The sequence below is a fragment of the Dyadobacter sediminis genome, from assembly GCF_005860765.1.
Lineage (GTDB): Bacteria > Bacteroidota > Bacteroidia > Cytophagales > Spirosomataceae > Dyadobacter > Dyadobacter sediminis.
In genome coordinates, this window is sequence record NZ_VCEI01000021.1 from 397,029 (window position 1) to 418,619 (window position 21,591).

Genomic DNA, 21,591 nt, shown 5'->3' on the forward strand with positions numbered 1-21,591 from the left:
TAATTTTGTGGATACCTCCGAAAATTATTGGAGCGTATTTTGTGTTTACCTGGAATGAAAAGAAATAACGTTCAAAAACGGACTGACCCTAAAATATCCTCTATTTTACCAACAGAAGAATATCAGATACATACGCTGTCGAACGGGATCCGCATTGCACATAAACAGGTTCCATACACGCAGATAGCGCATTGCGGCATCATGCTGGATATCGGAAGCCGCGACGAATTGCCGCATCAGCAGGGACTTGCGCATTTCTGGGAACATATGGCGTTTAAAGGAACGGAAAAACGCAGTTCCTATCACATCATCAACCGGCTGGAAAATGTCGGTGGCGAGCTGAACGCTTACACGACTAAGGAAAAAATCTGCTTTCACGCTTCCGTTCTGGACGATCATTATGAAAAAGCCATGGACTTGCTGGCGGATATTACGTTCCATTCCGTATTTCCGGAAAAACAGATCGAGCGGGAAAGAAATGTGATTCTGGAAGAAATGTCCATGTATGTGGATTCACCGGAAGATGCCATTCAGGACGATTTTGACCAGCTGGTTTTTCCCGATCATGCTCTGGGCTATAATATTCTGGGCACAGCTGAAACCGTTAATTCCTTTGGCAAAGAGCAGCTTTTCAAGTTTATCAACGACAATATCGATACAGAAAAAATTGTGGTTTCTTCGGTCAGCCGGCTGCCTTTTTCAAAAGTGGTGCGCGTTGCCGAAAAGTATCTCGGAGCAGTTCCGCATCGCAGAACAGCTCGCGAACGTAAACCGCCGGTTTTGTATACGCCCGTTCATGAACAGAAAGAGCGCTCCATTTCACAGGCGCAATGCGCCATGGGCCAGCCGGCATTTGCACTTCTTGACGACCGCAGGCTTCCGTTTTTTATGCTTGTGAATCTGCTCGGAGGCCCGGGAATGAATTCCAGGTTTAATCTTTCCCTGCGTGAAAAGTACGGCTTGGTTTACTCTATTGAAGGAAATTACACGCCGTATCTGGACACCGGATTTATGGGGATTTTCTTTGGTACCGAACAGAAGCAGCTGAACAAAAGCATTTCACTGATCCATAAAGAACTGAAACGCATCCGGGAAGTTCCTTTATCTGTTTTGCAGCTTCATCAGACCAAAGTTCAGTTGATGGGCCAGCTTGCGATGTCGGAAGAAAGCAATATGAGTTTTATGCTGATGATGGCAAAAAGTCTGCTGGATACCGGCAGAGTGGATTCATTGCCCGAAATATTTGCTGAAATCGAACAGATCACAGCGCCGCAGTTACAGGAAATTGCGCAGGAAACGTTTAAGGAGGAAAATTTCAGTTATCTGACTTTTTTGCCTGAGAGTTGATGTTGGCTTCTGGCTATTAGCGGTTAGCAATTAGCTTTTAAAGAGAGGTGTATTAAAAGAGCATAGTTTAACAGTATTATCACATGGAGCGAAGCGGCAGCCGTTTCGCTCCATGTCTTTTAAGTATTTAATAATCTTCAGTCGAAACGATCCTAACAACCAAAAAGCCAGCAGCCAACAGCTAAGCCAATACTTTCTGTTCCGAGCGATAGTACAAAGTCGAGGCATTTTCCGGTTTCAGGATATTTCTGGCAGCTTCATGAATGTCGGCGGAAGTCAGGTTCCGGATGATTTCTGCATCGTTGTTGGCCCATTCCACGTTTCCTGCATTGGCCGCAAACGCGAGGTTCATGGCTCTGTTCAGCAGTTCCACTTCGGAGAAAGCAAGGGAAGCTTCAGACTGGTTTTTAACTTTTGTAACTTCTTCGTCCGTCGCTCCGTTTTCAATGAGTTCCTGAAGAATTTCCTTTACCGCAGCGTCCGCATCTTCCAGTTTTACACCCGGATTAAGATTGCCTTTAATAAGCAGCAAACCGGGATCCAGCGAAGAAGTCACACTTGCGCTGATGCTGTTGAAAATGGCTTTTTCTTTTAACAACTGCTGATACAAACGCGAAGATTTGCCTCGTCCGAGAATATCGCTGAGCAAATCGCCGGCATAAAAACCGTCTTCATATCGGCCCGGCATGTGAAAAACCTTGACCAGTGAATCCAAAGGAACATTGGCCGATGTTTCCAGATGCCTTTCTTCGGTTTGTTTTGGTTCTTTCGGCAAATTTCTTACATATGCCGGTCCGGCCGGAATATCGCCAAACCATTTTTGCGCCAGTTCTTCAATCTGATCAAACGTCACGGCGCCGGCCACGACCATAATGGCATTGTTCGGGCGGTAAAAACGAAAGAAAAAATCCTGCACGTCGTCCATCGTTGCACGCTCAATGTGCTCGATGTCTTTCCCGATTGTTGCCCAGCGATACGGATGTTCTTTATAGGCAAGCGGCCTCAGTTTGAGCCACATGTCGCCGTAAGGCTGATTCAGATACCTTTGCTTGAATTCTTCAATGACGACTTTGCGCTGTACTTCCAGTACATTCGGGTCAAAGGAAAGGCTGAGCATTCGGTCGGATTCCAGCCAGAATGCCGTTTCTACATTGTCTGCGGGCAACGTAATGTAGTAGTTGGTAATATCCGGCGAAGTAAATGCGTTGTTTTCACCTCCGACATTCTGAACGGGAATGTCATAGCTTGGAATATGTCTGGAACCGCCGAACATCAGATGCTCAAAAAGATGCGCAAATCCGGTTCGTTCCTGATCTTCATCCCTTGAACCTACGTTATATAGTATATTAACGGCAGCCATCGGCGTAGAAAAATCTTCATGAACAAAAACTTTCAGGCCATTATCCAGTGTAAACTGCTTGTAACGTATCATATATTTCAGATTTGTAATAATTATTCGGCCCGAAAACGGTTAAAATAAAACCGGCCGCAGAAACCCGCAGAAACAAATCAGGGTTATAAACAAAGCTAGTGTTCAGTCGGGATACCACCAAACCATTTTGAGTTTATAGTAAAGGCCATGCAAAATATGCTTCGATTTCTTTTTTTGTTTACGTTCATTGTTTCTTTTTCATTGCCTTCACATGCCCAGCTGCTGCACGATCCGGCTTCTATGAAGAACGTTCAGAACAGTCTGGATAAAATCTATAATTACGAGTTTGACGAAGCAGAGGTTTTTATGAGTCATATAGAAAAAAAGTACCCGAATCATCCGGTTTCTCATATTCTGGACTCCTTTATCCTTTTCTGGAAATACCTGCCGATCAAGGATAATCCGGTGAAATCGAAGGAATATTTCAAAAAACTGGAACTATGCCTGGAATCCATCAATAAAAAATTCGGGAAAAACAGCACGGACCCGGAAGCGGTTTTTTATACCATGGTTGCACGCGGGTACATGGCCATGCTTTACAATTACCGCGGAGAAATGGTGAATGCGGCGGGAGAAGGCAAAAAAGCCTATAACGCCTTCACGGAAGGCATGAAACTGATCAGCAAAAATCCGGAATTCTACTTTACTTCGGGCATGTATAATTATTACATTGAAGTGTATCCCGAAGAACATCCGATTGTAAAACCGTTACTGATATTTTTCAAAAGCGGCAACAAGGAACTAGGGCTTAAACAAATTGACAATGCGACGAAAGTAGGAACCATAACGCGTGCCGAATCCTGTTTTTATCTGGCGCATTTGTACCTGAAATATGAATCGAGGCCGGAAAAGGCAGTTGTTTATACCGAAAAGCTTGTAAATCTGTACCCGCACAATCCGGTTTTCCGGATGAAAAATACCGAATCGCTGCTGCTTGCCGGAAAGTATGAAAGTGCTGCAAAGGATATAGCCATTCTCAGGAAAATAAATACGGGTTTTTATCCGGTAGCCTGGCGTACGTTTCAGGGAATTGTGGAAGAAAAAGGTGAAAACAACGATACTGCCGCTCAGCATGAATATCTGCTCGCGCTGAAAACGCCGCATGACGACCAATATACCAAAGAATATCACGCGCTGGCATACGCCGGACTTGCGCGCATTTCAGCACGGGCCGGAAACAAGCAGAAAGCCAGGGATTACTATAAAAAGTGCCTTGAAAAAGCAGAATACAGGGCGGTGATCAAGGAAGCCAAGTCTTTTAAATGATTATTTCGGAAACAAGCTTTTGTCCAGACCGGGAATGATTTTCAACGCATTCTTATAATACAGTTTTTTCAGCACTTCATCGGAAAGTCCCATTCCGTACATGCGCCAGAAAGCGTGGTATTTCTTGTGATAGGGAAAGTATTCGTCTTCAGTTTCCAGCACGCGGAAATACGTTGTGTATTCGGACGGAACCCAGCTGTCTTTGCCAAATAGAACGCGGTCCTGATATTTCTCAAAGAACTTTTTAGCGCTTCTGGGCTGCCTTCCGAGCTCAGCAATCACCGCGCCGATTTCCACGTACATATTCGGAAATGCAATCATCAGGCTGTCCAGCTTTTTCAGGTTGTTTGGATACCAGCCCATGTGCGCATTAATGAAAGTCGTTTTCGGATTACTGCGGAAAATATGATGCTGTTCGGCAATGAGCGAATCGAAAGGAACGGGATCATTTTTGTCCCTGCGCCTTCCGGGATGTGTTTTCAGTTCCAGCCAGCGTTCGTTATAGCGGTCCATCGGGTCCCAGAACGACGGCACATCGGCTGTGTGAATGAGTACCGGAATGCCGAGTTCGCCGCATTTCTGCCAAACGGGCTGCAATCTGGCATCACTTACAGCAACACGGTTTCCTTTATCGTCCCTGATCCCGCTAAAACCCAGGCTTTTGTATATTTTAAGTCCTTTTGCGCCCATTTTTACATCTTCTTCCAGCTGCTTTACTGCTTTGGAAGTCCAGTCTTTTTCACCGAATCCTTTGAACTGAAGATTGGTAAAAACCGCAATGCGTCTGGGTTCGTTTCTGGCGATGTTATCAAGCGATCCTTTCAGCGTGGCCGTTCCTTCGCTCCATTCCTGCGACCAGCCTCTTCCGCTGAGGTTGATCATGATGCCCATATTCATGCTGTCCATTTGTGCCGTCAATGCTTTTAGGTCCTGTGTCGGCATTTGCATCTGATGGTTATGAACGTCGATAAACGGGAATTTGGCACGTTTCAAAATATGTTCCTCTACTTTCAGCGTGGAGATCGGATCGTATTCTTCAAAGCCGAGCGGCTGCGTAACCTCGGAAGCATTTTGTGCGTTTGCAGTGAAACCAATGCCGGAAGAAAAAACCAGAAAGAGTAAAATTTTTTTCATAAAATATTTTTTGTGTAAAATTTCATGTCTGCAAGGATTCAGCTTGTTTGAAATGCACCGGGAATGTAAATCAGCGCTACGCATTGCGCGGCGATGCCTTCTTCTCTTCCTACAAATCCGAGTTGTTCGGACGTAGTTGCTTTGATGGAAATCTCGTTCTCGGAAATATTCGTCACCTTGGCCAGACATGCCTTCATATCCGGAATATGCGGATTTAATCTGGGATTCTGAAGAATGACGGTCACATCGATGTTCCCGACTTCGTAGCCTTTTTCCCGGATCATTTCCAGCACTTTTGCCAGAAGAATCTTGCTGTCAACCCCTTTCCATTGCGGGTCTTTATCCGAAAAATGATAGCCGATATTACGGAGATTTGCAGCGCCCAGCAGCGCATCGCATATTACATGACAAACGACATCTGCGTCTGAATGGCCTTTTGCGCCATGTGAGTGCGGGATCAGAATGCCGCCAAGCCAGAAAGGCCGGCCTTCTTCCATTTGATGCACGTCATAACCTTGTCCAACACGAAAGGGAAACATTTTTAACAGTTAGGAGTACGAAAACAAGTATAAAAGTTCTTTATGATAAAGTATACTTCCGGACAAATATAATAATTCCGCAACGCAGCAGATGAAAATGCGGCTTACGGCACAAAGTTTAAGTAAAAGGGTTTTGTGAAAAGTGAAAAGGGAATGGTGAAATGTCAAACTGCAACAGTCAGAATTACTTTATCTGCTGGATCTGAGATTTTAGTCTGAAGAGTTCCTGTTCCTGGCTGGAAGATTTGAAGTAGAAATAAAGTCCTGCAATGAGGAATATTTTTGAAAGGATAAATACGGTTATAAAGGCCGGGCGCCAGTATTTATGCACTTTGATATACGTATCGCTTACTTCAACTTCCAGATAAGGACCTTTGCTGTAATTTTCTTGTTTTGGAATGCGGTTAAAAACGTGCTTTCTTTTTTGAGAGTTGCCTTTTCTGCTTCTCAGATGCACAATTTCCCGCACGTCCTGCGGTGGAGACACCGCATTTGCATCAAAGTAGCTCAGCACATGATTTTCAAGATTGGCCATATAAGCAGCAAGTTCGGGGTTGTCCAGCATTTTTTGCTGTACAAGTTCCTGTTCTTCCGGGCTTGCAAGGCCGAGCAGATAAGATTCCGGAATCCCGCTTGTTATAAGATCCTGTGTATTCAATGTATGTTCAGTTTAAGCATCGCGGTTTGATTTAAAGAATGCATGTAACGAGCGAAGTACCTCGGGTTTGGAAATGTTCAGTTTTTCTGCCACTTCTTCCGGTGAAAATCCCTGACGGAAAGCAAGATCAAAAATCTGCTGCGGAGAATTTTCAGCTGCGTCACTGCGGATGTCCAAAGGCGGAGATGAAACGGCCGCAAGTTTTCTTTTGGCTTCCACAGCTTTGGCACGCGCCAGTTTGATAATGCATACGGCAAAGGTAAACGGATAACTGTTGCAGCTTTGCAGCAAAGGTGAAGAAAATACACTGACCAGTACTTCCTGCGCGAGATGAGGCTGCGGTAGGATCTGCAGAATGATGCCGTAAGCCATTGCGCCGTATTTATCATACATTTCCAAGGAAGTCAGTTTGCCGGCCGGACTATTCAGGAAAGATTGGTCTGTATTCCGATTTATTTGTTCCAGTTCATTCATACGCCGCAATTTAATAATATTAAAGTTGTCTGGATAAAATGGTGGGCAAGTATACTGTGATTAATATTCAAGTTACTTAGTACATACCAAGTACTTGCTGATCAATCCGGATTATAAGGATAAAAGAACAAAGTATTTCGACAAGATCAATGAAATTCTTTATGTTTATTGCGGGGTTGGTTTTCATGTTCTGTTTTCCGGAAGATCGGACACCGGTATTACGTTCAAAAAGCCGGATTATGAATTTGTTGCAACAAAATAAAGGGTGCAGGATTAAAGGTATTCAATGATTAATTTTACCAGATGAAAAAAGAAACAGCAGTTATTTTTGATATGGATGGCGTAATCTGCCATACAAATCCGTATCATTCCATGGCCTTCCGGGAATTTTTCTCAAAGCGAAACCTTGCTCCGACGGATGCAGAATTTGCCGATCATATGTTCGGCAAAAGCAACAGTTACATTCTGAGCCACTTTCTTAAACGCAAAGTGGAAGGAAAAGAACTTCTTGAACTGGAAAACGAAAAAGAAAGCCTGTTTCGGGAGCTGTATGGCCCAAATATCTCGCCTATTGCAGGCATTACAAAATTTATTCGCGACTTAAAGGAAAACGGAGCGAAAATCGGCGTGGCAACGTCTGCGCCATACGCCAATTTTGAGTTGATATTAAGCAAAGTACTGATCGGCAAAGACCTTGGTTCCGTTCTTACGAGTGAAGATGTGGAAAAGCACAAGCCTGATCCTGAAATTTATCTGAAGTCCGCGAAAAACCTGGACGTTGATCCGGAAAACTGCATCGTATTTGAAGATTCCTACTCCGGTGTTTCGGCCGCGCTGAATGCCGGTATGCGCGTAGTGGGCGTACTGAGCTCGCATACGCAGGAAGAATTGCCTCCGTGCAACATGTATATCGAAAATTACAATGAAATGACCTTCAGAAAAGTAGCCGGATTGTTATAAATCACTCTTTATAAAGCAGCAGCATCGTTTACTCTGACGTCAAATGCGCCTGTAAGGACTTTATCGTTGCGTTTTACCTGCAGGAAAATGCGGTAACGGCCGCCTTTTGGAAATGAATAAGGAAAAGTAATCCGGTTGCTGTGTTCCATTCTCGTCATTCCGGTGCCTGCGGTATCGTACATGCCCATTTCGGTCATCAAAAACTCTTCTCTTTCCGGCACCGACATGGATTTCAGCCGCGCAAGATGCCGGTCAACGCTGTCGCGGAACATAGCCGGTGACGGTCTTTTTGCAATGTTGGCGGTGTCCGAAATGCGGTTTTTGAATGTCTGGCCGGCTGCCATCGAAAAGGAACCGCCGGGATGCAGATGAATGTAAACCGAGCCATCGGAACGGAAAACGGCAACGTGACCGGTCATTCCGAGATAAGGTTCGGGCAGGCACGGACTTCCGTCGGGATTGAAAATTTCAAAATTAAGCTCGTAGGGCATTCCGGCTTCCAGCGGTTTGTCGGGCTTGCCTTCCCAAACGGCGTAGGAACTGTCTTTGAAAACAGTTTTGGTTCCGGGCTTGCCGCAAATGACCACATTGGCATCAAACGGAATCCTTCCGGGTGAATCCAGCGGATCGGTTAACGTGTAGGTATCTTCCTGCGCAACGGATGCCGGCTGCGTTTTATTCTGGATTGGAGCGGGAATGACCAACGTATCCACAATCGTCTCGGCAAATCCGGAATACTGAACAATATCGGAATAAACCAGGTATTTTCCGGCCGGCAAATCCGGAAGCGCAGCTTCAAAGTGAAGCGTATCTTTTCGTTCCGGATGGATGTGCGCAAAGGCGTCCATGCCCGGAATGCGGACCAGAAACGTATGCATCAGCTTGCCGTGATCCGGAATCAATGTACTCAGCATACTTCCTTTTGCTTGCGTCGTCCAGCCGGTAGTATCAATTTCAAGCTGAAAAACCGGATTGTTTTCTGAACTAAGGATTTTGGTGTTGCCTTTCAGCGGTTTGTAAAGCCATTGCTTGTAATCGGCTGCCCAGTTATCCCACCAGCTGCTTCCGCCGTACAGAATCAGGGCGCATACAACCGTTGCAATGCCCATATTCATCCATTTCCTGCGTTTTTGCGCAGCAGTAAGCACTTCGCCGGGCTTTAATATTCCGTCGCTTACACTGGCGCCAATTGTTGTGATCATCAGCAAAAACAGCAGAACGCCTAAAATGCTGAGCCCGATGCCAAGTTGTTTGGGCATTTCCCGCTGGGCAGTGGAAACCGCTATAATCGGGATAATGATTTCTCCTTTTCCTTTATCACCTTCAATCTGGATCTGTGCGCTTGAAGACCCCGATTCCATTAACCATATGGAACCCTGAAACTGACCGGACTGCCCGGGAACCTGCGTAAGTTCATCCGGAGAAGGAGCGCCTTTGTCACCTGAATAAAAGTAAATGGGCCTTGCCAGAATTTTATCTGCACTTCCGTTGCTTACAAAAACGGTTATACGGGCTGTTCCGGGAATTACATCGGGCGGCTGAACGCTTGCAAGAATTGTGTACGGTCCGGCTTGTCCCTGCATCTGAACGCCGGAACTTCCGATATGCGCATTGGCACCGGCGCCAATGAGCAGCAGAATAAAAAAGAGAATATTTTTCATCGTTGAATTTTATGCATCCAGTTGCCCCAGGCCAAACCGATACGCGTTGAAATCAGTGCAGCCAGAAATGCAATGCCGATACCTTTCAGAAAATCAGGTGTGCTTTCCAGATTCCACGGAGCGTACTTGTACCGATATTCCCAATCCGGATTGTTGCCGAAGTACCAGTAATGGCTGCCAAACACCCAGTTTCTTGCATAAGGCGATTCCATCAGAAATGCACCGAAAAACCATTGTACCACCAAAAAAACAAGCAGAAAAGCAGTAGCAAGAATGAGTGCAAGTTTCCAGTCGTTCTGGTATGCGTAGTGGTTGCGGAGCCTATCAAGCACAAAGGCCGGAATGATCAGAAGCAGCGGAAACTGATAACCCTGATAATGATCAAAATGATTCAGGATGGGTCCGAGCTTGGGCTCGGCGGGAAAAAGCGGTATAATCCAGAAAGTGGCAAGCATCAGAAATGTATAAACGCCTGCAACGGCAGTGACCGTCCATTTGTGACTGACGGCTCTGCCTGCTGCCATTAACAGGATTGGAAAAGCAGCGGAAGCAAAAATGTAATAACCGGATGAATGCGTCTGCATCCGGCCCAGCTCTTCGGAAAGCAGCGTAAACCAGATTGTGAGCAGAAATCCGGCGGAAAGGGCAAAAAGCCGGAACAGCTTTTTGTCGAGTACTTTTCTGAGTTCAAAACTGGCGGGCTTGAAGGCTTTGAGCTGGTTTTTGGTAGCAATTACGCAGATCATCGCACCAAACTGGATTCCGATAATCCCGAGAACCAGGACGGTATGCGGCGGCGAAAGAATGGTTACGTCCAGTCCGTACGTGTTGTGCCACCAGTCGTCGAAAGGAGCGGATACCAGCATGGACAAGGCGCCCCATACACAGAACAGTGAGCCAAGCGAGCTGTAAAAGAATCCCCAGATTTTTACGCTGGCGGCTTTTTCCGGAACACTTCCCCGGAATGTCCTACGCAGGATTTCAAAGCCGGAAAAAAGACCGGCAACAACGGCTCCGAGGTAAATAACCAGGTGCGGAGGAGACAGCAACCCGTCACGGCCAATGCTGATATGCCAGCAGATATCCCATATAAGTCCTGTGATGACACAGAACGAAGCAAATACCGTAGCATAAATGTAAACAGGAATAGAAGGGCTGCCCTGCAGAGAAACAACGCGTTTTCCTTCAACGGGCGGAGGACTGATCGTGAATTCACTCATAGGAACGTGGGAGAAGTTGAGACAGGAAATTTAATTTTATCCCGTTTAAAATCATGATTTACAATCTAATAAATTCCCGGTTAAATCCACCAATTTATTTAATGGTCGGTTTTCAGAACGGGCGCATGGCCTTGACAAACCGTCCTTTGAAATAGTTGGAAAAAAGGTTGTCTTCGCGCACACCTTTTGAAGTAGAAGCGTGAATGAAGATAATCTCCTGCCTGTTGCGTACATCCGTCACGATCCCGGCATGGGAAACATAGCCTTCCTTGCCTGATTCGGGAACGAAAAATACCCAGTCGCCGGCACGCAGGTCTTCCAGTCGGCTTATTTCCTTTCCGAATTCCGATTGCTGCCATGAAATTCTGGGGACTTTTACGCCGATTTCGGAGTATACAGAACAGATAAGCCCGGAGCAGTCGATTCCGTTTTTGTCATTTCCGCCGGAGCGGTAAGGCGTTCCGGAGTAAGTCCGGGCAACTTTCACAACCTGCGGAATATCGCCGGAGGACAAACTGGTTCTCGGCTTGTAAGTTTGCCTTGCCGTAGCAGAAGGTTTTCTGACGGGCGTTCTTGCGGGCGGTCTCCGGGCAACGGTCGAACGCGGTTTTCCGTACCTGGAAGCAGCAGGTCTTGCCGGCGTTTTGCGGAGCGTGTCACAGGAAAAAACAAGAATGACCAGGGCAAGCGTACAAAAAGTTTTAAACAGGTAAAAAAGAAATTGCTTCTTCATGCGTAAGCTTGATATTTATTCGGTAAAGATCATGGTGCGGCTATGGCCTTATCTCTGCACAATAACGACACTTTACCTAAAATTAGTAAGAAATGTTTCCGGAAAAGAACCGGCACGGAAAGATAAACCAACTTCACGATACCTAAACCGCAGGCAGCAAAGGGCGAAAAAATACGGCAAATATTGTGTGACTGACTGCTTTGTAAGTAGTTTTGTCCTGGATGAAAACTGCTTTACAGGATTAATCCGTTCGAGTTTGTCCCACTGAAAATTTTATCTGCAATCCATGAAAATCATTTGTGTTGGCCGTAATTATACAGAGCATATCGCTGAATTGAATAATGAAAAACCGGACGCGCCTGTTATATTCCTGAAACCGGAAACAGCCCAGATCCGTTTGGGAGAACCGTTTTTTTACCCTGATTTTTCCAAAGACATTCATCATGAAGTGGAGCTGGTTGTAAAAATCAACCGCGTGGGAAAGAACATAGAAGAAAGATTTGCGCATAAATATTACGATGAAATCGGGGTCGGCATCGATTTTACAGCACGCGACCTGCAATCGGAGCTGAAAAGCAAGGGCTTGCCGTGGGAACTGGCAAAAGCGTTTAACGGATCGGCGCCGGTATCGGATTTTGTCCCGGTTTCCGACTATGAGGATATTCAGAACATCAATTTCAGTCTGGATGTAAACGGCGAAACACGGCAGAACGGGAATTCGTCCATGATGCTTTACCGGATCAATTACCTTATTTCTTTTGTATCAAAATTTTTCATGCTGAAAAAAGGAGATCTGATTTTCACCGGAACTCCGAAAGGCGTGTCGTCCGTGCAAATAGGGGATAAGCTTACTGCTTCCATTGAAGGTAAAAAAATGCTGGAATTATTTGTCCGATAAATCGTTCTTAATCATCCGACAGCTGCCGGGCTGTTCATTATTACCGTTTTTTTCATGCAATATTATTTTCGTGCGCTGGTCCGAACCGGTTTTTTCGTTGCGGTCCTGATTTCTTTTTACCATCATTCCTTTGCACAAAAGCAGTCTTATCCAAAAGGTTATTATCAGTTTCCGATACGTCCCGGCCTGGCAAATACACTTGCCGGCGGTCTGGGCGATTTGAGAAGCAATCACTTTCATGCCGGTCTGGATATCAGAACGGAGCAGCGGGAAGGATTGCCGGTACATGCCGCTGCCGAAGGCTATGTTTACAAAGTAGCCATTCAGAGAAGCGGTTACGGCAATGTCATTTTTCTGCGTCACCCGAACGGACAGACAACGGTATACGGGCATTTGCTCAGATTCAGCGATCCGCTTGCACGTTATGTGCGCGAGGAACAGTATAAAAAGCAGACGTTTGAAATAGACCTTTTTCCCGAGCCTGGAAAATTCCAGTTTAAAAAAGGAGAAATCATTGCGCTTTCAGGCAATACCGGCGGCTCTGCGGGGCCGCATCTGCATTTTGAAATCCGCGATTCGAAAGATAATTACCTGAATCCGTTATACTTCGGATTTAATGAGATAAAGGACATTACGCCGCCGAAGTTTGTCAATCTGGCGATCCGGCCACTGGATATCAACGGGCGTGTGAACGGACAGTTTGAGAGGAGAGTGTTTGCGCCGGTGAAGCTGAAAGACGGCACTTACCGGCTGCCTTATCCGGTTACGGCCACGGGAATAATCGGCATGGACCTTGTTGCGCATGACCAGATGACCGGAACCGGATTTCGTTACGGCCTGCAGTGCATTGAAATCAAAATGGACGGGAACGAGGTGTTTTCATACAACATGGAAATTTTTCCCAATGCCTCGACGCGCGATTACAACAATCTAATCGATTATGAAACAGAACAGAAAACCGGTCAGCGTTTTCTGAAATGCTACGTTCCGGACGGCAATAATTTCAATCTCTACAAAACGGGATCATTCAAAGGGAAACTCAACATCACGGATACTTTGAGCCATGAAGTGCGAATCAAAGTAACGGATTCATATGAAAATTCTTCCGAACTAATTTTTGACATTAAAGGAGAACCGCAGAACCCGCCGCTGCCAGCGTACGACATGGAGGTGAACCCGGAATGGGTACAAACAGACGTTCAGGAAAATACGCTGACTGTAAAGGCGAAATATTACAGAAGTTCAATCCCGGTTGCCACTTTTTTTGCCGGAGGAAAAGAAATCAAAAAGGAGCCGGATTTTTATGCCGGCGAATCCGCGGTTTTTCTAAGTGACCTGCGGCTATACCGGCCAGATTCCGTAAAAGTCGGCAATACAACTGTAAAAACTTATCTGAGAAGCCAGATTTATCCCGAAACTGCATTTATCTATCAGGGTGAAAAATGGTCTGTTGATTTTCAGAACACAAGCCTTTTTGACACCTTGTTTCTGGTCGGACAACGCAATTTCAATGCGCTTACGATTAACAATCGCGGCATTGCACTCAAAGATTTTGTCACTGTTTCGTTCACACCGGAAAATGTTCCCGATGACAAAGCGCATACGCATGTTTACAGGTATGTAAACGGAGAGTATCGTTTTGCAGGCGGCGTATGGACCGAAAACGAAATCAGATTCGATACGCGCGAACTCGGAACATTTGTTATTCAGGCAGATACCGTTCCGCCAAAAGTCCGTCTTGTCGAAAACAGCAAAAAAAGAATCCGAGGTTACATATGGGACCCGTTGTCGGGGATTGATTTTTACAAGGCATTGGTCAACGGCGAATGGGTACTGATGAATTACGATGCCAAAAGAGGTTATATATGGTCGGAAAAGCTGGACGAAAGCCAGGCGTTTGAAGGAGAACTAATGCTGGAAGTTACCGATGGGGCAGGAAATAGTACTATCTTGCGAACAGAACTGACTGAGCCGGTTGTTGTTCATAAAAAGGTCAGAAAACGTAAAAGATAATTATGATGGAACTTCACGTCGGAGATCCGGCGCCCGGGTTTTCAGCCAGGGACCAGGATGGAAAGGAAGTAAAACTTTCGAATTTCAAAGGAGAAAAAGTGATTCTGTACTTTTATCCCAAAGACGACACGCCCGGCTGTACGGCACAGGCCTGTAACCTGCGCGACAATTACGACAAATTGTTGAGTCAAGGCTATAAAGTACTGGGTGTAAGCGTTGATAACGAAAAATCACATGTCAAATTCATCAATAAATTCAGTCTTCCGTTTTCTTTGCTTGCCGATACGGATCATGCAATCGTGGAATCATACGGCGTGTGGGTTGAAAAAAGCATGTACGGCCGGACCTACATGGGAACGGCGCGCACTACATTTGTAATTGACGAAAACGGTATGATCGAAGAAATAATCCAGAAAGTGGATACCAAAAACCATACGGATCAAATTCTTGGCAATACTTAATAATAAACGGTCAATTTTAGATACTTAATTTAAGGACCTTTGTACCCTGAATATAATCAAAGACATTCCAACAGAAATAGATAAAAATGGAAATTGAACAACTAGAAAAAGTAGCTTCGCAAGTCCGCAGGGATATTGTTCGTATGGTACACAGCTGCCAGTCGGGACATCCCGGAGGTTCATTGGGCTGCACCGATTTATTGGTAGCATTGTACTTCGAGCGCATGATGCTCAATGAGCAGGACGGCAAACCTGTATTTGATATGAACGGAACGGGTGAAGACCTTTTCTTTCTGTCGAACGGACATATTTCTCCGGTCTGGTACAGTACGCTGGCGCGCAGAGGATATTTTCCGGTTGAAGAACTGGCAACTTTCCGCAAGCTGGATTCACGTCTTCAGGGCCACCCGACCACGCATGAACACCTGGAAGGAATCCGTATTGCTTCCGGTTCGCTCGGACAAGGTTTGTCGGTTGCGTTAGGTGCTGCCATGTCCAAAAAACTGAATAAGGATAAAGGCATCATCTATGTGCTAATGGGTGACGGCGAGCAGCAGGAGGGTCAGGTTTGGGAAGCAGCGTCATTTGCCCCGCATCATGAAGTGGACAATCTGATTGCATTTATTGACCTGAACGGTCAGCAAATTGACGGTCCGACGGTTAAAGTAATGAATAACCGTGATCTTGGCAAGAAATACGAAGCTTTCGGATGGGAAGTCATTTCTATTGAAGAAGGCAACGACATGGCTGCCATACTGAAAGGTCTTTACGAAGCGAAAAGCCGTCTGGGACACGGAAGGCCGATTCTTGTTTTGCTTCATACCGGCATGGGATTCGGCGTTGATTTCATGATGGGCAGCCACAAATGGCACGGCGTTGCACCAAACGACGAGCAACTTGCCGCAGCATTGGGCCAGCTGGAAGAAACATTGGGTGATTATTGAAAATACAAAACCATCAGTTTAACTACTTGATCCGGTTTTATAAAAATATCAGACAGAATGAAAAAATACACCTTCACTGAGAAGAAAGATACCCGTTCCGGCTTTGGTGCCGGAATGCATGAGCTCGGACAGCAGAATCCGAACGTTGTTGCGCTTTGTGCTGACCTTGTCGGCTCTTTGAAACTGGAACCTTTTATCAAGGAAAATCCGGACCGTTTTATTCAGTGCGGGATTTCAGAAGCCAATATGATCGGTGTTTCTGCCGGTCTGACCATTGGCGGCAAGATTCCTTTTGCCACTACTTTTGCCAACTTTGCAACGGGCCGCGTTTACGACCAGATCCGGCAGAGTGTTGCCTATTCCAATAAAAATGTGAAAATCTGTGCGTCGCATGCCGGGCTTACGCTGGGTGAAGACGGCGCAACGCACCAGATTCTGGAAGATCTTGGCATGATGAAAATGCTGCCGGGCATGACGGTGATCAATCCTTGCGATTACAATCAGACCAAAGCGGCTACGATTGCCATTGCTGACCATGAAGGCCCGGTTTATCTGCGTTTCGGACGTCCGGTTATTCCGGTTTTTACGGCTGCGGACCAGAAATTTGAAATCGGTAAAGCGTGGATGGTCAATGAAGGAACGGACGTTAGTATTTTTGCAACCGGCCACATGGTTTGGGAAGCGATTCAGGCCGGTGAGCAGCTGGAAGCGGAAGGAATCAATGCTGAAATCATTAATATTCATACGATCAAACCGCTGGACGAAGAAGCTGTTCTGAAATCGGTGGAGAAAACGGGATGCGTGGTGACGGCAGAAGAACATAACCGGATTGGCGGGCTTGGCGACAGCATTGCGCAGGTTCTGGTTAAAAACAAGCTTGTTCCGCAGGAATATGTGGCCGTTAACGACAGCTTCGGAGAAAGCGGAACGCCGACGCAGCTGATGGAGAAATACGGTTTGACGGCAAAAGACATCGTAGCAGCCGCTAAACGCGCTATTGAAAGAAAATAAAAAAAAAGTTGCTGTTGCTTTGACAGTAAATAAAAATAGCCGGGTCTTGTAAAAGTAACACATCGTTTGCTTTTGCAAGACTCGGATTTTATTTGCCGTGTATTAAAAAATAAACTATTATTGACTTGCGTTGATTCGGGATTTGTCACATCATGACCCCGAAAGGTTTGCCTGAAATTAGTCAACAGGTTAGTACTGATTAAATGTCTGACGAAGAATTATTAGCTCTTTTTGAAAATCCCGAAACGCGCAGAAACGCTTTCAACCAGCTGGTGCGCAAGTATCAGCAAAAAGTGTATTGGTTGGTCCGTAAAATGGTCGTTGATCACGACGATGCCAATGACATTACGCAGGATGTATTTATAAAAGCCTGGACGGCACTTGAGAATTTTCGCGGTGATTCGAAACTATATACCTGGCTGTACCGTATTGCAAGCAATGAAGCAATCAACTTTCTGAACAAAAAGAGAAAAAGGTTTTTTATTCCGATTTACGATATTGAAAATGAACTGAGTGAAAAACTGGAAGCCGATCCTTTGGTGAGCGGAGATGCCGTACAGCTGAAACTTCAGAAGGCATTGCTGAAATTACCGGAGAAGCAAAGGCTTGTTTTCAACCTGAAATACTTTGAAGAACTGCCGTATGAAGAAATTTCTGAAATTACCGGAACTTCCGTAGGCGCTTTGAAAGCTTCATATCATTGGGCGACGAAAAAAATAGAAGACTTTTTGAACGAAACGGATTAAACCATTAACAATTACTTTGGTCAAACATTTACAAGTAGAGAAACACAGATAATCATGGACAAAAAGCGAATACGGCTGGATGATATGAAAAGGGAAACGCCCTTTAACGTCCCCGATGGCTATTTTGATAAGCTGCCACAGATGATTCAGTCGAGAATTCCTGCGGAGCCGGTAAGCAGGCCGGTGATAGGCTGGTCATGGCAAAGGTCACTCGGCTTGGCTTCGGCAATGACATTTATTCTGGCTTTGGTATGGGTTACTGTTCCGGAACGCCAGGGCTCGCTCGGGCAGGAACCGCTCAGCGGCGTTAGCAATGCTTCGATCATTTCTTATCTGGAAGACCAGAATATCAGTTACTACGATTTAAGCGAGCATAAAGTTGTTCAAAAGGCATTCGATACGGATTCAACCGTTCTTTTTTATCTGGACGGCCTGGATGAGGATGTGTTGCGCCAGCAAATAGATGAACCGGTTTCAGGTGCTGAGACGATCTGACCCTAACAATAAAAGACGATGAACTTAAAGTTATTTCCAAACTACTATAAAATCTTTGCATGCCTGTTCATTGCATTATGTTCAGTGACTTCGGTGCAGGCGCAGGGCCGTTCCGAGGATGAAATAAAAAGAATTCAGGATGCAAAAGTTGCCATTATTACGAATCGCCTGAACCTGACGCCAGAGCAATCGACCGGGTTCTGGCCGATTTATAACGAGTATTCACAGAAGAGAAGAGAGATTCACCGTGAGCAACGCATGATCATCAACAACAAAAAGGCACTGGTAAAAACGGACAATCAGGTTATGAACAATCTGAAGGAAGTACAGGATCTGCGGCAAAAAGAACTCGACCTTGAAAAAGAATATCAGAGCCGTTTTCTGAAAGTGATTTCTGCCAGTCAGGTAATCGAATTATACAAAGCCGAGCGTACTTTCAACGATATGCTGATCCAGCGGCTGAAACAAAGATAGATGTAGCCGTCAGTTGCCGAACTTATTTTGTTGATTTCTGATTCTTTGTAACTGAATACCGATTTTTTAAAACAAAACAGGTCAGGAAAAATCCTGACCTGTTTTGTTTTAAATCAAATAACCTAACTATCAATGTCCGCCGATAACCGCGACTTCATGGATACCAACGGTTTTTACTGAAATATTCCGTAATGGCGCGGAATGTTTTTTGAAATCCTGAATAATTTCAAGTACGTCATAATCGATGTTCAGCGATTTGCTTCCGTCAATAACGACCGTAGAACCATCGGGCAGATTGTCGAGTGTAGCACTGATGCTTCCTTTGTTGAGGAATGTAACTTCTTCCGACAAAATAAGTGTAATTACATCTCCGTCACGGTGATTTTCCTTGAAGTAATGATAAGAATGCTTGTAGTTCTTTCTAAGAATAAAGTAAATCGCCACGACCATGCCTATGGCAATTCCTTTCAGCAAATCTGTGCTCAGTATGGCAATGATGGTGACAATGAACGGAATAAATTGTTCTTTGCCAAGCTTATACATACCCTGATAGAGAGAGAACTTCGAGAGTTTGTAACCAACCATTAATAAAATAGCAGCCAGAGAGGCAAGCGGAATGTAGTTCAGATAGGCAGGAATAAACAATGCCGACAAAAGCAGAATGGAACCGTGAATGATTGTACTCATTTTGGTCCTTCCGCCGGAATCAATGTTGGCCGAGCTCCGGACAATCACCTGCGTAACGGGCAACCCGCCAATCAGGCCGGAAGTAATATTTCCGATTCCCTGTGCAATCAGTTCCCGGTTCGTTGGCGTATTCCGCTTGTAAGGGTCCAGCTTGTCCGTTGCTTCCACACACAAGAGCGTTTCCAGGCTGGCTACAATGGCCAGTGTCAAACCAATGGTGTAAACATCCACATTATTTATGGCAGAGAAATCGGGCGATTTAAAGAAGCTGAAAAACTCGCCTGCACTGGAAGCAACCGGCAACTGCACCATATGGTCACCTGACAGCGCCCAGCCCGGCATCAGTGTTGCAAAAAGTATATTCAGGAAAATTCCGGTTATGACAACAAACAATGCGCCGGGAACAAACCGGAACAATTGTATTCTTTTCATAAAGGGTTTATCAAAAAGGATCAGTAAACCCAGTGAAACTGCCGAGATGATGATGGCGCCCGTACTGCTGTATCTGACTGCGTTGAATAACTCGGTAAATGTATTCTGGCCGTCTTTCTGGTCAAATGCTTCATCGCCCATAAAGTCGGCATCATACCCGAAGGCGTGCGGAATTTCTTTTAAGATAAGCGTAATTCCGATTGCTGCCAGCATGCCTTTGATAATAGAGGAAGGGAAATAGTAACCGATAATCCCGGCTTTCATCAAACCTGCAATTACCTGTAAAATTCCTGCAATTACCACAGCCAGCAGAAATGCTTCGAAGCTTCCCAGCGTATCCAGCGCATTAAGCACAATGACAACCAGTCCGGCCGCCGGCCCGGACACGCCAAGCGCAGAACCACTTAAGAAGCCGACTACAATGCCGCCGATCATTCCTGCAATGATCCCGGAAAAAAGCAGATCCGGCCTTCCGGTGGAAGCGAGCGCTACACCCAGGCATAGGGGCAATGCAACCAGATATACGACTAGCCCTGAGGGAAAATCATATTTAAGGTTGGAAAAAAGGTTATTTTTATCCACTGACATACGGTTGATTCTAAAAAGGATTTAACTGAATAATTGTAGGCAGCCTTTCTCAGACATAATCCGGCATTTCAAATCGGTAAACATCTTCCATGTCGTTGCAGTCAACTGCCGACACATCAAGATCTTTCAAAATGCCGTTTCTAATGTCGTAAACAAGTCCGTGCACCTGCAGCGGTTTTCCGTTTGCCCATGCATTCTGAACAATGGAAGTTTTGGCAAGATCACGTACTTGCTCAATGACGTTCAGTTCCACAAACCGCTCACTTCTTTTTTCAATATCCTCGATGGCATTAAGCTCCTGCTTGTGAAGCCTGTACACATCCTTGATATGACGAAGCCAGTTATCGATCAGTCCAACCTGCTTGTTACCCATGGCTGCAATCACACCGCCACATCCATAATGACCGCATACGATGATGTGTTTTACCCCCAATACATTTACGGAATAATCGAGTACGCTCAACATGCTCATATCTGTATGAATGACCATGTTGGCAATGTTGCGGTGAACGAAAATATCGCCCGGCATGGTACCGGTGATCTCATTGGCCGGAACGCGGCTGTCGGAGCAACCAATCCAGAGATATTCAGGACTTTGTCCTTTTGCCAGATTATGGAAGAATTCAGGGTTTGCGTTTGTAGTGTTGGCAACCCAGTTTTTATTATTGTCAAAAAGTGATTTATACGAATGAATCATGATTTCCCGAATTACAAGAATGGAAGATATTAACATACAGCGGATTCAGGTGAAACGAGGTTTCATCTGTCAGGCAGTATATCGTTTAAATACCGGAAAGAAATCAGACTGATTCAGGAGGAGGAGAAAGGATGTTACGATAAATTTCACTCCCTGGATTAATCGTATAGGAAAAAGAAGATTTTAACGGAATGGACAAGCTGCATTTATCAAAATGCACGGAATGTGAAATCAGAAGCTGATCGTCAAGCGTTTTTTCGATTTCTGTTTTTTCATTATCGCAGGTGCCTGTGTCGTCACAGGTACCTTTGTCATCGTTACTGCCAGAATTTTTGTCATTGCACGTGCCTGTGGAGACACAGGCCACAAGCACTTTTTCCTCCACCAGCAAAAAGCTGACTACATCCGTAGCTTTACAGATCAGAAAGGCCGTGAGCAATATGAGACAAAGCGTTCTTAGCAAAGTATGAAATTTTAAAACGGTTCCAGAACAGCAGCACGACTAAAAACGTCCGGGCCTTTATAAATGGTATAAAGTACTTTCGTATTGCAACAGTTTGAAAAGCAGGTTTCACCAAAGGCACAAAAAAGGGTCGTAAAAACAACCCTTATTTAATTCTCCATCCTTTTTCATGATTTTCCAGCCATCGTCCGACAACAAAAGCCGAACCCAGCAGGACTACATAAAAAATGATCATGATGATTGTCATTCCCATAATAC

General features: G+C 45.2%; 22 protein-coding genes. 11 read left to right on the forward strand and 11 right to left on the reverse strand.

The genetic code is table 11. The features are described 5' to 3' along the window. Window positions 1–54 precede the first annotated feature (54 nt). Window positions 55–1,347 (forward strand): M16 family metallopeptidase, encoded by a 1,293-nt coding sequence (locus FEM55_RS08905; RefSeq protein ID WP_138280986.1) that lies wholly within the window; start codon window positions 55–57, stop codon window positions 1,345–1,347. A 181-nt stretch (window positions 1,348–1,528) separates the two neighbouring features. Here FEM55_RS08905 and FEM55_RS08910 read toward each other — a convergent pair whose 3' ends face one another. Next, entirely contained in the window at window positions 1,529–2,779 is a 1,251-nt protein-coding gene (locus FEM55_RS08910; protein ID WP_138280987.1) for a M16 family metallopeptidase, read from the reverse strand. Between the two features lie 156 nt (window positions 2,780–2,935). Here FEM55_RS08910 and FEM55_RS08915 point away from each other — a divergent pair, with 156 nt between their 5' ends. Next, entirely contained in the window at window positions 2,936–4,045 is a 1,110-nt protein-coding gene (locus FEM55_RS08915) for a tetratricopeptide repeat protein (protein ID WP_229209171.1), read from the forward strand. Here the strand turns inward: FEM55_RS08915 and FEM55_RS08920 are convergent, their stop codons facing one another. The 4 genes from FEM55_RS08920 to FEM55_RS08935 all read right to left on the reverse strand — a co-directional run bounded on the left by FEM55_RS08920 (window position 4,046) and on the right by FEM55_RS08935 (window position 6,850). After that, window positions 4,046–5,179 (reverse strand): amidohydrolase family protein, encoded by a 1,134-nt coding sequence (locus FEM55_RS08920; protein ID WP_138280989.1) that lies wholly within the window; start codon window positions 5,177–5,179, stop codon window positions 4,046–4,048. It abuts the gene before it with no gap. Between the two features lie 38 nt (window positions 5,180–5,217). Further along, window positions 5,218–5,718, reverse strand: a complete 501-nt coding sequence (gene ispF, locus FEM55_RS08925; RefSeq protein ID WP_138280990.1) for a 2-C-methyl-D-erythritol 2,4-cyclodiphosphate synthase — start codon at window positions 5,716–5,718, stop codon at window positions 5,218–5,220. Between the two features lie 184 nt (window positions 5,719–5,902). Next, window positions 5,903–6,376: a hypothetical protein gene (locus tag FEM55_RS08930; RefSeq protein ID WP_138280991.1), complete on the reverse strand. Its 474-nt coding sequence runs from the start codon at window positions 6,374–6,376 to the stop codon at window positions 5,903–5,905. Between the two features lie 12 nt (window positions 6,377–6,388). Beyond that, window positions 6,389–6,850, reverse strand: a complete 462-nt coding sequence (locus tag FEM55_RS08935) for a hypothetical protein (RefSeq protein WP_138280992.1) — start codon at window positions 6,848–6,850, stop codon at window positions 6,389–6,391. Between the two features lie 303 nt (window positions 6,851–7,153). Here FEM55_RS08935 and FEM55_RS08940 point away from each other — a divergent pair, with 303 nt between their 5' ends. Beyond that, a complete protein-coding gene (locus tag FEM55_RS08940; RefSeq protein WP_138280993.1) occupies window positions 7,154–7,810 on the forward strand; it encodes an HAD family hydrolase in 657 nt (218 codons plus the stop codon). 8 nt (window positions 7,811–7,818) lie between these two features. On the opposite strand, the gene FEM55_RS08945 is transcribed toward FEM55_RS08940, so the two are convergent. The 3 genes from FEM55_RS08945 to FEM55_RS08955 form a co-directional block, all read right to left on the reverse strand. After that, complete coding sequence (locus FEM55_RS08945) at window positions 7,819–9,471, reverse strand: DUF8832 domain-containing protein (RefSeq protein ID WP_138280994.1); 1,653 nt, start codon at window positions 9,469–9,471, stop codon at window positions 7,819–7,821. Next, complete coding sequence (locus FEM55_RS08950) at window positions 9,468–10,691, reverse strand: hypothetical protein (RefSeq protein WP_171036517.1); 1,224 nt, start codon at window positions 10,689–10,691, stop codon at window positions 9,468–9,470. Before FEM55_RS08950 ends, FEM55_RS08945 begins: the two co-directional genes overlap by 4 nt. Window positions 10,692–10,803: 112 nt before the next feature. Then, window positions 10,804–11,424, reverse strand: coding sequence for a C40 family peptidase (locus tag FEM55_RS08955; RefSeq protein ID WP_138280995.1), 621 nt, complete (start codon window positions 11,422–11,424; stop codon window positions 10,804–10,806). A gap of 286 nt (window positions 11,425–11,710) precedes the next feature. On the opposite strand from FEM55_RS08955, the gene FEM55_RS08960 reads away from it, so the two are divergent. The 8 genes from FEM55_RS08960 to FEM55_RS08995 all read left to right on the forward strand — a co-directional run bounded on the left by FEM55_RS08960 (window position 11,711) and on the right by FEM55_RS08995 (window position 18,466). Continuing rightward, entirely contained in the window at window positions 11,711–12,322 is a 612-nt protein-coding gene (locus FEM55_RS08960) for a fumarylacetoacetate hydrolase family protein (protein WP_138280996.1), read from the forward strand. Window positions 12,323–12,376: 54 nt separating this feature from the next. Further along, complete coding sequence (locus tag FEM55_RS08965; protein WP_138280997.1) at window positions 12,377–14,335, forward strand: M23 family metallopeptidase; 1,959 nt, start codon at window positions 12,377–12,379, stop codon at window positions 14,333–14,335. A 5-nt stretch (window positions 14,336–14,340) separates the two neighbouring features. Beyond that, window positions 14,341–14,796 carry a thioredoxin-dependent thiol peroxidase gene (gene bcp / locus FEM55_RS08970; RefSeq protein ID WP_138281649.1) on the forward strand — a complete coding sequence of 152 codons (456 nt, stop codon included), beginning with the start codon at window positions 14,341–14,343 and terminating at the stop codon, window positions 14,794–14,796. Window positions 14,797–14,882: 86 nt separating this feature from the next. Next, on the forward strand, window positions 14,883–15,740 hold the full coding sequence (locus FEM55_RS08975) for a transketolase (protein WP_171036518.1): 858 nt from the start codon (window positions 14,883–14,885) through the stop codon (window positions 15,738–15,740). A 57-nt stretch (window positions 15,741–15,797) separates the two neighbouring features. Then, a complete protein-coding gene (locus FEM55_RS08980) occupies window positions 15,798–16,751 on the forward strand; it encodes a transketolase family protein (RefSeq protein ID WP_138280999.1) in 954 nt (317 codons plus the stop codon). Between the two features lie 203 nt (window positions 16,752–16,954). Beyond that, window positions 16,955–17,497, forward strand: coding sequence for an RNA polymerase sigma factor (locus tag FEM55_RS08985; RefSeq protein ID WP_138281000.1), 543 nt, complete (start codon window positions 16,955–16,957; stop codon window positions 17,495–17,497). A gap of 54 nt (window positions 17,498–17,551) precedes the next feature. After that, entirely contained in the window at window positions 17,552–17,992 is a 441-nt protein-coding gene (locus FEM55_RS08990; RefSeq protein WP_138281001.1) for a hypothetical protein, read from the forward strand. 18 nt (window positions 17,993–18,010) lie between these two features. Next, window positions 18,011–18,466 (forward strand): hypothetical protein, encoded by a 456-nt coding sequence (locus FEM55_RS08995; protein WP_138281002.1) that lies wholly within the window; start codon window positions 18,011–18,013, stop codon window positions 18,464–18,466. Between the two features lie 129 nt (window positions 18,467–18,595). Here the strand turns inward: FEM55_RS08995 and FEM55_RS09000 are convergent, their stop codons facing one another. From FEM55_RS09000 to FEM55_RS09010, 3 genes are all read right to left on the reverse strand, one after another. Then, window positions 18,596–20,173, reverse strand: coding sequence for a SulP family inorganic anion transporter (locus FEM55_RS09000; protein WP_138281003.1), 1,578 nt, complete (start codon window positions 20,171–20,173; stop codon window positions 18,596–18,598). 49 nt (window positions 20,174–20,222) lie between these two features. Then, window positions 20,223–20,870, reverse strand: coding sequence for a carbonate dehydratase (gene can / locus FEM55_RS09005; protein WP_138281004.1), 648 nt, complete (start codon window positions 20,868–20,870; stop codon window positions 20,223–20,225). Between the two features lie 103 nt (window positions 20,871–20,973). Then, on the reverse strand, window positions 20,974–21,333 hold the full coding sequence (locus FEM55_RS09010) for a hypothetical protein (RefSeq protein ID WP_138281005.1): 360 nt from the start codon (window positions 21,331–21,333) through the stop codon (window positions 20,974–20,976). Window positions 21,334–21,591: the final 258 nt, after the last annotated feature.

Excerpts from the sequence above, each read along its gene's own strand:
- FEM55_RS08995 (WP_138281002.1), top strand. The coding sequence starts at position 18,011 with ATGAACTTAAAGTTATTTCCAAACTACTATAAAATCTTTGCATGCCTG.
- FEM55_RS08990 (WP_138281001.1), top strand. The coding sequence starts at position 17,552 with ATGGACAAAAAGCGAATACGGCTGGATGATATGAAAAGGGAAACGCCC.
- FEM55_RS08950 (WP_171036517.1), bottom strand. The coding sequence starts at position 10,691 with ATGAGTGAATTCACGATCAGTCCTCCGCCCGTTGAAGGAAAACGCGTT.
- FEM55_RS08960 (WP_138280996.1), top strand. The coding sequence starts at position 11,711 with ATGAAAATCATTTGTGTTGGCCGTAATTATACAGAGCATATCGCTGAA.
- FEM55_RS08955 (WP_138280995.1), bottom strand. The coding sequence starts at position 11,424 with ATGAAGAAGCAATTTCTTTTTTACCTGTTTAAAACTTTTTGTACGCTT.
- can (WP_138281004.1), bottom strand. The coding sequence starts at position 20,870 with ATGATTCATTCGTATAAATCACTTTTTGACAATAATAAAAACTGGGTT.
- FEM55_RS08920 (WP_138280989.1), bottom strand. The coding sequence starts at position 5,179 with ATGAAAAAAATTTTACTCTTTCTGGTTTTTTCTTCCGGCATTGGTTTC.
- FEM55_RS08910 (WP_138280987.1), bottom strand. The coding sequence starts at position 2,779 with ATGATACGTTACAAGCAGTTTACACTGGATAATGGCCTGAAAGTTTTT.
- FEM55_RS08915 (WP_229209171.1), top strand. The coding sequence starts at position 2,936 with ATGCTTCGATTTCTTTTTTTGTTTACGTTCATTGTTTCTTTTTCATTG.
- ispF (WP_138280990.1), bottom strand. The coding sequence starts at position 5,718 with ATGTTTCCCTTTCGTGTTGGACAAGGTTATGACGTGCATCAAATGGAA.
- FEM55_RS08985 (WP_138281000.1), top strand. The coding sequence starts at position 16,955 with ATGTCTGACGAAGAATTATTAGCTCTTTTTGAAAATCCCGAAACGCGC.
- FEM55_RS08980 (WP_138280999.1), top strand. The coding sequence starts at position 15,798 with ATGAAAAAATACACCTTCACTGAGAAGAAAGATACCCGTTCCGGCTTT.
- FEM55_RS08965 (WP_138280997.1), top strand. The coding sequence starts at position 12,377 with ATGCAATATTATTTTCGTGCGCTGGTCCGAACCGGTTTTTTCGTTGCG.
- FEM55_RS09000 (WP_138281003.1), bottom strand. The coding sequence starts at position 20,173 with ATGTCAGTGGATAAAAATAACCTTTTTTCCAACCTTAAATATGATTTT.
- bcp (WP_138281649.1), top strand. The coding sequence starts at position 14,341 with ATGGAACTTCACGTCGGAGATCCGGCGCCCGGGTTTTCAGCCAGGGAC.
- FEM55_RS08940 (WP_138280993.1), top strand. The coding sequence starts at position 7,154 with ATGAAAAAAGAAACAGCAGTTATTTTTGATATGGATGGCGTAATCTGC.
- FEM55_RS08975 (WP_171036518.1), top strand. The coding sequence starts at position 14,883 with ATGGAAATTGAACAACTAGAAAAAGTAGCTTCGCAAGTCCGCAGGGAT.
- FEM55_RS08935 (WP_138280992.1), bottom strand. The coding sequence starts at position 6,850 with ATGAATGAACTGGAACAAATAAATCGGAATACAGACCAATCTTTCCTG.
- FEM55_RS08905 (WP_138280986.1), top strand. The coding sequence starts at position 55 with ATGAAAAGAAATAACGTTCAAAAACGGACTGACCCTAAAATATCCTCT.
- FEM55_RS08945 (WP_138280994.1), bottom strand. The coding sequence starts at position 9,471 with ATGAAAAATATTCTCTTTTTTATTCTGCTGCTCATTGGCGCCGGTGCC.